The sequence below is a fragment of the Enterobacter sp. 940_PEND genome, from assembly GCF_001059415.1.
Taxonomy (GTDB): domain Bacteria; phylum Pseudomonadota; class Gammaproteobacteria; order Enterobacterales; family Enterobacteriaceae; genus Enterobacter; species Enterobacter cloacae_M.
The window spans coordinates 1-10,949 of the sequence record NZ_JUMS01000104.1; the positions used below are offsets into that span (position 1 = coordinate 1).

Consider the following 10,949-nt stretch of genomic DNA (forward strand, 5'->3'; position numbering starts at 1 on the left):
CGCGGGTTCAACTCCCGCCAGCTCCACCAAATAAAACAAGGGGTTACGTGAAAACGTAGCCCCTTTTTCTTTTCCAATGGCGGCAAAATGGCGACATGCTTTTGGACTGGCGACAAAAAACCCGCTTTCAAAGCGGGTTCATTTTTAAAAATTCATGTGCCCTTGCCCATCCTTTCCCGGATGTGGGGGCGCAGAAGAAATCACATTAGGCTTAATGATATGCCTAACAAATGTTTCATGCGTGACAAAAGTACAACCGCAGTTGATATTTTGGCACTGGTTGTAACGTTCTTTGGTTGTTGCTGATACCTGAAAACTGCTTCTTGTATGGGCTGCTTGGCCGCACTCTGGACAATTCATCATTCCGGTTATCCCACCACTTTTGCCAAAATCACAACAATGATACATCACTATTCAATTTTGAGAACCAATTACTCCATTTCGAGATCATCAATCTTAACCTCAAGCTCCAGAGTCGTAGTGAAACCATTATCTGCACTGACACTATGCGTCAGCGTGGTAATGGTCCATTCGGCATCATCTATCGGCTGTTTAAAGCCGCTCACCTTCACCGGCATTTCGGTATACAGATCAGCCCTTCCCTCTGCGAGCTGCAGGGAGAAGGTTGCAACCCCGCGCTGCAGACGCTCCCACTGCATCTTTGCCGCTCGCTCTGCATTGCTGCGGTTTGCATAAGTTCTGTTGAGGACCAGCACGTTTTCATCCGTTCCAACCAGGTAATCTCCCTGTTTTGCTTCCGGCTCCTTTGCCACGGTGGTTTTCTTTCGACGGCGCTTTACCTTTGCTGCCTCTTTTTTCTTTGGCTCACGGGTATGGAGCCAGCTGGCAATCACCCCCGTATAGGCATCGCGATCGGCCAGGGTAAAACGATGACCGTCACCGGCCTGGCGGGTTATGGTGATAACCGGCAGCGGGTTACCGCTTGCCGTTCTGCCCTGCCCCTGGCGGATAAACAACAAATTGCCGTCCTTAACTGAGGCTATCGCTCCATACTGCCGCGCCAGCTTCATCAGGAAACTCGCGTCGCTCTCGTTGGTCTGGTCAAGATGATCCACAGGCTTGTCCATCAGGTCCTGGCCCAGCGCCATCTTTAATTTATGCCTGGCGGCGATTTCCTTCACGACTTCGCCCACCGTTGTCTGGTGCCAGGACTTTTCACGCCGCGTGTTAAGAGTTTCACGGAAATCTGCGCTACGCGCGCGAATTGTGAGACGGTCAGGCGCGCCGCTGTGCTCAATCTCATCGACAGTAAAGGCCCCTTTCGGAAAAAGTGGCTGACCTTTCCACCCCAGCGCAAACTGAATAATGGCCCCCCGACGTGGCAAAACGATTTGCCCGTCCGAGTCGTCCAGCTCCAGATCAAGCTGGTCCGCTTCGAATCCTCGGTTATCCGTCAGCGTCAGACTCATCAGGCGCGCATCCAGCACGGTAGTCACATCTTTACCTTCAATAATGATGCTGAAACCGGGGGTTTTGCTGTTCAGGTTCAGGAGATCAGAGCTGAAATTCACTGCAGCAACCCTCCAACCGTATTTTTCATACTGCCTATCGCAGAGGTGGCGGAGTCCTGCAAATTACTGAGCTGATCGCTGAGGCTGCCAAACATATCAGACAGCGATTCATCCACCCGCTTGAGGCTCAGCGAAAATTCGATTCGCCGGGGCATACCGCTCTCAAAAAATTCTGTTTTTGTCTGGCTCAGACTCTCGATCACAAACATGCCGTAAATCGTCCCGCTCCCCTCAATCAAAGGCCAGGCTTTCCCCAGCTCCGCCATCTGCTCCAGCGCCAGCAAAGACAGCCTGCCGCCGGTAATCTCCGGCAGCAGGACGCCGGACAGAGTAAGCGAATCGTTATCCGGCCCAAGAAACTGCGTTGTCGGGCGCCGGTTAACCCGGCTGTTGGCAGCGTGCCGCCAGCTGCGCTGATACTGCAGCTCCTGATAGGGCACGGTGCGCAGCATGAATACGTATAACCCCAGCACCATCATCATTATTCGTAACCCCCTCGATCACTGAAATTACTGCGTGTTTTTGCCCTGGCCCTGCGCTCACGCTCATCAAGCTGCCGGGCCACCTCGCGGGCGATATCCTGCGCGCTTTGCCCTGGCTGGGCGACAATATGAATTGGCGCGCTTATCTCGTACTTAATTACCTGCGGCTGTCTCTCTGTCTTTGCCGACGGCGCCGGTTGCGTCCTGACAGGTACACTGTACGGATGAATTGGCGCGGCTTCTGCCGGGGCAGCCGCCAGGCCCATTACGCCAGCGACCACGGAAGCGAACACCTTCTGGCCCATAGCCATCGGGTCAGCCCTGTTATCCGTGATTTCCGTAACTGCCGGTGCTGGCATGACAGCCGCAGCGATATCGGCCAGCTCCGCAGCACGATCCCGACCAGGACGATTTACCGGGGCGTTAACAATCTCAGGCGGCAGAATTAACCTGCTTTCAGGCCGTTGCACCAGGCTGGCTGTTACATCACGAACCGGGCTTACCGTTGCCGCCAGTTTCACCAGCTCAGTAGTACGATTGATTACCGGAAGATTTGCCGGACCGTTCACACTATCAGGCGGCAGAACTATCGCGCGTTCAGGATATTGTTTAGCGCTGGCCGGTTCCGTCCGGGAAGGATTGAGCGTTGCCGCCACCCTTGCCAGATCAGCAGTCCGTTTCCTGCCGGTGACACTGGCGGGCCCGTTAACGATCTCTGGGCCATTCTCACCCACGATGCCGAACTGGCCGCGCGGAATGGTACCGCCGCTGTCGTACATGCCAGCAAAACCCATCGGCGGGAATCCGCCAGGCGGCAGCACCACTTTACCGTCTGTGTTTACCGTGGCTGGTTGCTGCCGCGTGACCTGCTCAGGAAGCTTCGCTTTGGCCGCTTCCTTGCTGACAATGCCAAGTTTTTCAAGCAGCCAGGACACGCCCGATTTAAGCGAATCCAGCGGGTGCATGACCATGTTCAGCCCTGCCGCCAGCGCCTCCCCAAACTGCCGCCCCATCGACGCCGCGCTTTGCAGCTCTGCAGAGGTGGATTTAACCGGCGTCAGCAGATCAGTAAACCAGCCCCACAATGCCTGGACCTTGTCACCTATCCACTGGAAAACAGGCTGCAGTGGCTCAAACGCCGCACTGATAGGCGCAGCTGCAGCTTTGAATCCTTCAACCACTCCGCCTAAAAATGCGCTTATCGGCTGCCAGTATTTCCAGACAACCAGCGCCACGCCAGCCAGCGCCGCCAAAACGAGCCCTATCGGACTAAGCAGGGCGCCCAGCAATCCAGAAATCCCGTACAGCGCAACGCGAAGGAGAGCCAGCGGGCCGGACGCCAGAAAACGCAGCACGCCACCGGCTGCGGATAATCCCCCGCGCAACGCGGCCAGCGGATTCATTACCATGCCGATAATGTTGCGAATACCAGACATTCCGCCGCGAAGGACAGTAAGCGGCGCACCGGCCAGCGCTTTCAGCGCGTTGCCAGCCAGCCCGGCAGAACGGCGCAGGGAGCTAAGGGGAGACGCCAGCAATCCGGCGCTGCTGCCGGATGCAGCCAGGCCACGGCGCAACAGGGAAAGCGGCGCATTTGCCAGCCTGGACAGCGCGCCGCCGGTGCGGGTCACTGCAGACATAACGGAGGGGAGTGTTTTTACACCCAGCACGGACAGGCCAAAACGGATCACCGCCAGCGGCCCCAGCACGGCAGCCACGGCCACCGCCAGCGTGCCGAGCACAACGGTGATCGCAGCTGTGGCTGCAGCCACTTTCATCAGCGTGCCCGCCAGCTGCGGGTTAGCCTCAACCAATCGACGCAGTGCCCCGGTAACGTTTTTGACGTACCCCATGATATCCATCAGCGGCTGGCGCAGGGTTTCACCCAGGCTACTGAAAGCGTTCTGCGCGCCCGTTTTAACAAGCAACCACTGCGCGGAAAGTGAATCCTTATTGATATCGGATTCTTTCTGCATGGAGCCGTTAGCCTCAGTGCCTGAGGTGAGTTTCAGCTGTCGCTGCAGCTCCGGCAGGTTGTTTGCAAGCTTCGCCGCATCGTCGCCAAACTCCTTGCCAAATATCATCGTCATGGCGGACAGGCGTTTATCCTGCGGCAGCTTGTTGACCTTCTCCAGCACGCGCTGAATGGTCCCCATTGCGTCCTTTGTCATCTGCTTTTCAATCTCTTCTGGATTGAGTTTCAGCAGATCCATACCTTCCATGAACCGCTTGCTCTGCATGGTTGCAATCGACAGTTCGCGCACCATCGCATTTGATGCGCTGGCGGCAATTTCGGGCGCGGCGCCCAGAGACAGGAAGGAGGAACCCAGCGCGGCCGCCTTTCGGAAATCAAGCCGGTCGGCCACGCCCCCCATGCGCTGCAGCACATTGATGATATCGCCGCCCTTAGACATGGCGTTATCGTCCAGGTAGTTCAGGGCATCGCCAAGCTGTTCAATATTGCGGGTCGGCACTTTATAGAGCTGCGCGATTTTCCCCAGCCCCTCCGCCAGCTCATCAGCGGGCAGCTCGAATGCCGTTGCGGCCTTTGCTGCAGTGGATGCAAAGGCCAGCAGGTCACGCTTCTGGTCTTCGTAAGAATCATTCTGGTTTGTCACGCCCATGCGGGCGCCACCTTCAACCAGCGCGGCATAGTCGATGGCGCCATTCTCCATCGGCAGCTGTTCACTGGCGGCCTTGATGGCATCCTGCATGTCGTAAAACTGTTTTGTGCGGTTGCCGTTGTCGTCCCGCAGCCCGTTAACCTGCTTTGCCACGCCTTTCATCGCATCTTCCATGCTGGCATAGCTTTTAACGGCAGCCATCACCGGCGCGCCCATCGCCAGCCCGGCGGCAGTAGTCGTTGCTCCGGCGCCCGCAATACGATCCCGCACCTCAAGGCGCCGCGAATACTGATCGCGGACGGCGTTCATTCGGGCCTGCTGCGCGCCCAGGCGTTTAAGGGATTTCTGCTGTCGGTCCAGCGCCTGCCGGGTTTCGTCGGCATTCTGCCGCAGCTCACGCTGCGCACTGCTCAGCTTTTTGGTGTCCAGCCCGGCCTCATTGAGCGCAAGACGCTGACGCTGCACCGACTGACGCAGGCCGTTGTATTTGCTCTGCAGCTCGTTAACGCGGTTTTTTGCCTGCTCCAGCAGACGCGCCTGCGCCGCCGTCGGGCGGTTTGTGGCCGAGAATTGCGTGGCAAGCTTCGCCGCTTCTTCGCGTGCGGCTTTCAGACTGTTGCCGGTGACGGCCAGCTGCACGCTTGCCTTGCGGAAACCGTCAATACGGCCCGCCTGGGCGTCCAGTTCTTTTAATCTTGCGCGGCTTTGCTGAATGGCGGTAGCCAGCTCTTTAGAGCTGGCCTGCGCTGATCGGAATGGGCGGGTGAGCCTATCAACCGCATTAAGAATTACCTGCAAACGCAGATTAGTGTCACTCATCGCTGGCCCCGCTTCTCTGAATCGCTTTATGCCGCCACTCCAGCACTTCGGTCAGCGGCATAACGTCAGTGACGGACGGCGGCCAGTGAAAAATGGTGGCGATATCAGCCACCAGGTCTTCTACCGTCAGGCTGTCGGCAAACCGGCAAGCACCGATTTCTTCAACAAAAAAGTGACCACCTCAACCGAAAGCGCGGTGAGATCTGCGGGGTCCATTTCAGCCATTTCCTGAGCGGTCAGCGCGGGCGTGGAGATGCGGGGAATAATCGTCATCATCGCGCCGACGTCCATATCCATGATCGCCTGCAGACGGGTGCCACGCAGCGCGCCGGACTGCGGCTTGCGCAGCACAATTTCGGCAATTTCGGTTTTGCCGCGTTTGATTGGGGTGTCCAGCTGTACGGTTTTTTCAGTCTGTTGTTCGCTCATTGTCATTTCCTGTTAATAAGGTACTGGCGCGGCTGCCCGCGCCTTTAAAGTAGATCAGAGGCCCAGGGCGTTGCGGTGTTCTTCCATCAGGTCCACGCCATCAACGATTTCAATCATGTTGATCACATCAACCTCATAGAGCACCTCGCCGTTGATGGTCAGCTTCGCGTAACTGTTGGTGCTGCTGACTTTTGTGGTGTTGCTCTCCCCGGTTTTCCATTCGCCGGAATCGACTTCTTTATGTCGCCCGCGCACAACCAGCTCAACGGCCTGCACTTCGCCGGTATCGTCACGCTGAATGGAGCCGGTGAAACGCAGCTGGATACCGTCAACGGTGGCTTTACCCATCTGTTTGAATAACAGCAGTTCGGTGCCACCGATTGAAAATTCCGTGTCCAGCGCGCCATCATCCAGCCCCAGATCAACATCAGCCGAACCGGGCATACCGCCGCCGCGATACTTTTCAAACTTGCGGCCGAATTTAGGCAGGGTCAGGGACTCAACGATCCCCTGATAGTTATTCCCGTCGTTAAACAGGTTCAGGTGTTTTAACTTGCGTGGTAAAGCCATATTGTCCCCTTACGCGCTGACCTGGCTGGAGAAATCCAGCAGATACTGATCGGTGATGCGCTGGCGCAGCATCAGGTTTTCCAGAGGCGGTACCGGCGTATAGTCGTAATCGATAGTGAGCTTCCCGGCTTTCAGAGAATCTTTATCGTTTACGGACTCATCCAGCCAGCAGTCGGCGCCGATGATGTAGCCCTGCGTTTTCAGGTTGCGCAGTTTGGCGCGAATACCTTCGATAATGTCGCGGGCCAGCGACGGGTTAAGCACGCCATCAACCGCCCACATGTGCGCTTCGGCGATGGTGTCAGCCAGTACCTGCGCGGTGCGGGTGTAGTTTTCAAAGGCAAACAGAGGATCGTCACTGAGGCAGCGGGAGCCCCAGAAGCGGAAACCATCTTTGCGGATCAGCGTGGTGACATCGTTCTGGTTCAGCAGCCCCGCATCGGTTGCCGGGTCCTGCAAATCCCAGAACACATCCGCAGAAATGCCGGTGACGCCGTTCACGCCCACGTTGGACAGGGATTTGTGCCAGCCGGTCTGCTCGTCAATTTTGGCACGCAGACCAAGCGCATGGGCTGATGCGTAAGCTGTTGCGTCAGCATTCAGCACGGTGTCAAAGCTGATAAAATCAGGCCAGATCAGCATCCCCTCGCGCTGGCTGAAATTAGCGCGGTAGGCAATGGCTTCCTCTACCGTTTTGCATCCATAGGCGGACAGATAGGCGAACCCGCGCAGACTCTGCGCCACGCTCAGCAGTTCAGTGGCAACCGCCTGCGTGTCGTGCCCCGGCACGCCCAGAATGCGCGGCTTAACGCCGAGCTGGGACTGCGCAGATAACAGCGCTTTCATGCCCGTTTTTTTACCGTCAGTTGTCACGCCGCCGATAATGTTAGAGGTTGTCTCCGCTTCGGTTTCACCCTGTGCAACGCGCACAACGACGGTCACGGGTTTAGCCTGGTCGGCAATTGCATCCAGCGAGCGGGCCAGCGTGCCGGACTCGCCTGCTTTTCCGCTGGCTGTCAGCACGTCGGTAAGCAGGACCGGTTTATTGAGAGGGAACACGGACGCATCTGCATCATCGCCGGTACAGACCATACCGACAATTGCCGTGCTTACTGTTGAAATGGGGCGGGTGCCATCGTTGACCTCAACGACGCGCACACCGTGGTGATAATCCTGAGCCATACGGCGAACCCTCCGGTGTTTAGGTTTCGCCCTATGGTGAATTGAATGGGCCGCGCAGACAGCTACGCCGCATTGTTCCCTTAATCACACAATACGCCCGCGCGGATATCTGCGTTTTCTTTTTCCAGGCGAGACGCGGGAAATTTTCGGTACAGCGTGGAGATACCCACATCAAAAATTAGCGCAACGCGCTTCCTGCTTTCCCCTGCCTCAAGGAGTCGCCCGGCCTGCGCCCATTGCTGCTCTGTCAGTTTTGGCCGCCTGCCACCGATACGCCCTTGCTGTCTGGCCGCTGCCAGCCCGGCGCGGGTACGCTCAACGATTAGCTCACGCTCCATTTCGGCCAGGGCGCCCATAACGTGGAAAAAGAAACGCCCCATCGCGGTTGATGTATCAATGCTATCCGTCAGACTGCGAAAATTTACGCCCCGACTGCGAAGGTCTTCGATCAGGGTAACAAGATGCCGCATGCTCCTGCCGAGCCTGTCCAGCTTCCAGACAACCAGCGTGTCACCTTCTGACAGAGTGCGCAGCACCTTCTTTAGCCCTGGTCGATCTGCGGTTTTACCGCTTATTTTATCCTCAAAAATCAGCTCACATCCTGCGCACTCCAGTGCATTTCGCTGTAATGCGGTGTTCTGGTCATTTGTTGACACCCTCACATAGCCTACTTGCATGATTGATTGCCCATAAAAACGAGCAATAATGCCACCATTTTATCAGGCACGTTCATTTTTAAAGCCCACAGCTGTATGGCCAGCAGAGATAAGAGTGCTCATGTATATGCGAAAGCCTACCTCCAAGTAATCTGATTCACCGATCACAATTTTAGTAGCCAAATGTCAATATCTAAAATATATACTGGAAGAAAACACTTAACAGTAGATATTATGAATTCCTTATAACAGTGAAACATAAGGATATTTATGAACACAGCAAATCGCTCAAAACTTCTTAGCATGACAGTTAAAAACATAGGATGCATAGGTGAGAACCCTGTCACAGTTGCATTGGATAAAGTAGTCTGCCTTGTGGGCAAAAATAACTCTGGAAAAACGACTATTCTTCGTGCTTATGAACTTGCCAGGGGAGATATAAAGTTTATACCTTCTCAAGATAGATATCTACGAGCAAAAGAAAACTCACCTTCCGAGATTGTTCTGGATATTCATATACCCGATAATATAGGAAATATTTCAAACGAATGGAAAATAATTGATGGGGAATTGAAAATTGTACGTAGTCGCTGGCAGTGGGCTGCTCCAGACTATAAAGTTATCAGGACTACATGGCATCCAAAGGGTGGGGAGGATGGTAAAGGCGATTGGTCAGAAGATAAAAAAGCAGGTGGGTTAGATAACGTTTTCAACTCTCGCTTACCAAAAGCAATCAGGATTGGTTCTTTAGAGGATGCAGAATCGACCGAGAAAACGTTACTTGCCTTGGCTTTACAGCCTTTAATTGAAAAATTAAACTTAGAAAAACTGGATGCAGAATCAAAACTAACTAAGGCAATAAAAGCTATAACTGAGCACATTGATAATACTAGCTCTCATCACAAACAAAGCTTTAACGAAATATCACAAAAAGTAACTGATGGTTTTAAGAGCGTATTCCCTGAATTAAGCGTCTCTTTAAATATAATGTCAGGACCAATGTCTATAGAACCAGATAAAATTATTAAAAGTGGTTCAGGTTTAATTGTTAAAGATGGCGAGCTTGAAACTTCTCTCTCTCAACAAGGTACTGGAGCGAGAAGAGCGCTCTTCTGGGCAATGCTTCAAGTTCATAACCAGCTGGAGAGAGAGTCAGAAATTCGTAGAGGCTACCGTAAGGGACTGATTGATGAGAAAGAAGCCTTAGACAAAGAGACTAAGAAAAAGGGTACTAAGTCAGACAGGCTTCAAGAGATTGGTTTAAGAATTGAGGAAATATCAGCATTGGTCAAACATTTTGACGATGGGGGGAGTATTCCTCAGGACAAAGAAGATCCAGCATTACCTGGTTATCTTTTATTAATTGATGAACCTGAAAATGCACTGCACCCTCTCGCAGCCAAAGCAGCACAGCGTCATCTATATAACTTGGCGGAAAACCCTGACTGGCAAGTCATCATGACAACGCACTCACCTTATTTTATAAATCCATTTGAAGATCACACCACAATAGTTAGACTTGATAGAAGTTATCAAGATAACAAAGACATTCTCGTTAAAACCTACCGTTCAGATAATGTTGATTTTGAAGCAGATGAAAAACAGAGATTACAAGCGCTCCAACTTATAGATCCCAGTTTCTCAGAAATTTTCTTTGGCTCATTCCCTATTCTAGTGGAAGGTGACACTGAGCATGCCGCTTTCTTAGCAGCCATTGTTAAAGAAAATAATGAACTACTAGATAAAATCACAATTATACGGGCAAGAGGAAAATCCATACTCCTTCCAATAATTAAAGTCATGAACCATTTCAAAATAAATTTCAGTATTGTTCATGATTGTGACTCCCCATTCAAAAGGAACGGCCATAATAATGGAATGTGGACCGAGAATAAAAAAATCCGAGATGCTATCCAAGAGGCCAGAGGAAATGGCCTTACTGTAAGACATCGAATTAGCATCCCTGATTTTGAAAGATTCCTAGGTGGCGATGAAGAGAGTAAAGATAAACCATTCAATGCTTTCATTAAAATCCAAACCAATGAAACTTTAAAATCTAATGTACAAGATTTGCTTCATGACTTGCTTACTGGAGAGAGTCACGATTGTTTCCCACCTGAAAAATTATCTGAAAAAGAATATCTTGATGTTCTTTTGGAAGATATTACAGAATGGGCATCAAAAAACAACTTAAATAATGACGTAAGATTCTTTGGCTCGCTTTAATATCAATACAGTCTCCCACTATCATTAGTGGGAGATTTTTATGGATGGTCAGGATTACTTCTCTTATAAACCTCGGTTTAAAAGAAGCTGCAAAACGGGACATTGGCACGGGCGCGAACCAGATACCAGATATGAGCTATCAGGGTTATGGCTCTAACTGGGTCAAGACTGTAGGTGGACTAATTATTCAAAAAGGATCGCTGGGATTTGGCATTGGTTCAAATCTATCAAGCGCTACATTTCCGGTTGCATTTGCCTCAGGGGCCATAGTCAATCTTACGTGGTCTGACGTTACGTCAGGTGGTGCGGCTCAGGGGACGTCAATGTCTTATGGAGTCGTCGTAGGAACTCAAACCAGAACAGGGTTTCAGGCATGGATGAGTGGTGCCGGTGGATTCAACCTCTCATATATAGCGGTGGGGTATTGAT

At 52.7% G+C, this 10,949-nt stretch carries 11 protein-coding genes; 2 read left to right on the forward strand and 9 right to left on the reverse strand.

Annotation, left to right across the window (positions count from 1 at the left end; all coding sequences use genetic code 11):
- Window positions 1-144: 144 nt before the first annotated feature.
- From ADJ24_RS24415 to ADJ24_RS14880, 9 genes are all read right to left on the reverse strand, one after another.
- On the reverse strand, window positions 145-363 hold the full coding sequence (locus tag ADJ24_RS24415) for an ogr/Delta-like zinc finger family protein (protein ID WP_045334934.1): 219 nt from the start codon (window positions 361-363) through the stop codon (window positions 145-147).
- A 68-nt stretch (window positions 364-431) separates the two neighbouring features.
- Window positions 432-1,532, reverse strand: coding sequence for a phage late control D family protein (locus ADJ24_RS14845; protein ID WP_048702763.1), 1,101 nt, complete (start codon window positions 1,530-1,532; stop codon window positions 432-434).
- Window positions 1,529-2,014, reverse strand: coding sequence for a phage tail protein (locus tag ADJ24_RS14850; RefSeq protein ID WP_039025530.1), 486 nt, complete (start codon window positions 2,012-2,014; stop codon window positions 1,529-1,531). Before ADJ24_RS14850 ends, ADJ24_RS14845 begins: the two co-directional genes overlap by 4 nt.
- Window positions 2,014-5,457, reverse strand: a complete 3,444-nt coding sequence (locus tag ADJ24_RS14855) for a phage tail tape measure protein (RefSeq protein ID WP_048702768.1) — start codon at window positions 5,455-5,457, stop codon at window positions 2,014-2,016. The genes ADJ24_RS14850 and ADJ24_RS14855 overlap by 1 nt, the downstream gene beginning before the upstream one ends.
- Entirely contained in the window at window positions 5,450-5,569 is a 120-nt protein-coding gene (locus tag ADJ24_RS14860; RefSeq protein WP_007848878.1) for a GpE family phage tail protein, read from the reverse strand. The genes ADJ24_RS14855 and ADJ24_RS14860 overlap by 8 nt, the downstream gene beginning before the upstream one ends.
- 14 nt (window positions 5,570-5,583) lie before the next feature.
- Complete coding sequence (locus ADJ24_RS14865; RefSeq protein WP_014884889.1) at window positions 5,584-5,886, reverse strand: phage tail assembly protein; 303 nt, start codon at window positions 5,884-5,886, stop codon at window positions 5,584-5,586.
- A 54-nt stretch (window positions 5,887-5,940) separates the two neighbouring features.
- Window positions 5,941-6,456 (reverse strand): phage major tail tube protein, encoded by a 516-nt coding sequence (locus ADJ24_RS14870; protein WP_007848874.1) that lies wholly within the window; start codon window positions 6,454-6,456, stop codon window positions 5,941-5,943.
- 9 nt (window positions 6,457-6,465) lie between these two features.
- Window positions 6,466-7,638 carry a phage tail sheath protein gene (locus ADJ24_RS14875; protein WP_048702775.1) on the reverse strand — a complete coding sequence of 391 codons (1,173 nt, stop codon included), beginning with the start codon at window positions 7,636-7,638 and terminating at the stop codon, window positions 6,466-6,468.
- Window positions 7,639-7,718: 80 nt separating this feature from the next.
- Window positions 7,719-8,315, reverse strand: coding sequence for a recombinase family protein (locus ADJ24_RS14880; protein WP_048702778.1), 597 nt, complete (start codon window positions 8,313-8,315; stop codon window positions 7,719-7,721).
- A 249-nt stretch (window positions 8,316-8,564) separates the two neighbouring features.
- On the opposite strand from ADJ24_RS14880, the gene ADJ24_RS14885 reads away from it, so the two are divergent.
- A complete protein-coding gene (locus tag ADJ24_RS14885) occupies window positions 8,565-10,520 on the forward strand; it encodes an ATP-dependent nuclease (protein WP_074177249.1) in 1,956 nt (651 codons plus the stop codon).
- A 44-nt stretch (window positions 10,521-10,564) separates the two neighbouring features.
- The gene (locus tag ADJ24_RS25360; protein WP_074177250.1) at window positions 10,565-10,948 is read left to right on the forward strand and encodes a gp53-like domain-containing protein; all 384 of its coding nucleotides are present in this window, start codon (window positions 10,565-10,567) and stop codon (window positions 10,946-10,948) included.
- Window position 10,949 lies beyond the last annotated feature (1 nt).

Excerpts from the sequence above, each read along its gene's own strand:
- ADJ24_RS24415 (WP_045334934.1), bottom strand. The coding sequence starts at position 363 with ATGATGAATTGTCCAGAGTGCGGCCAAGCAGCCCATACAAGAAGCAGT.
- ADJ24_RS14850 (WP_039025530.1), bottom strand. The coding sequence starts at position 2,014 with ATGATGATGGTGCTGGGGTTATACGTATTCATGCTGCGCACCGTGCCC.
- ADJ24_RS14855 (WP_048702768.1), bottom strand. The coding sequence starts at position 5,457 with ATGAGTGACACTAATCTGCGTTTGCAGGTAATTCTTAATGCGGTTGAT.
- ADJ24_RS14865 (WP_014884889.1), bottom strand. The coding sequence starts at position 5,886 with ATGAGCGAACAACAGACTGAAAAAACCGTACAGCTGGACACCCCAATC.
- ADJ24_RS14870 (WP_007848874.1), bottom strand. The coding sequence starts at position 6,456 with ATGGCTTTACCACGCAAGTTAAAACACCTGAACCTGTTTAACGACGGG.
- ADJ24_RS14875 (WP_048702775.1), bottom strand. The coding sequence starts at position 7,638 with ATGGCTCAGGATTATCACCACGGTGTGCGCGTCGTTGAGGTCAACGAT.
- ADJ24_RS14880 (WP_048702778.1), bottom strand. The coding sequence starts at position 8,315 with ATGCAAGTAGGCTATGTGAGGGTGTCAACAAATGACCAGAACACCGCA.
- ADJ24_RS14885 (WP_074177249.1), top strand. The coding sequence starts at position 8,565 with ATGAACACAGCAAATCGCTCAAAACTTCTTAGCATGACAGTTAAAAAC.
- ADJ24_RS25360 (WP_074177250.1), top strand. The coding sequence starts at position 10,565 with ATGGTCAGGATTACTTCTCTTATAAACCTCGGTTTAAAAGAAGCTGCA.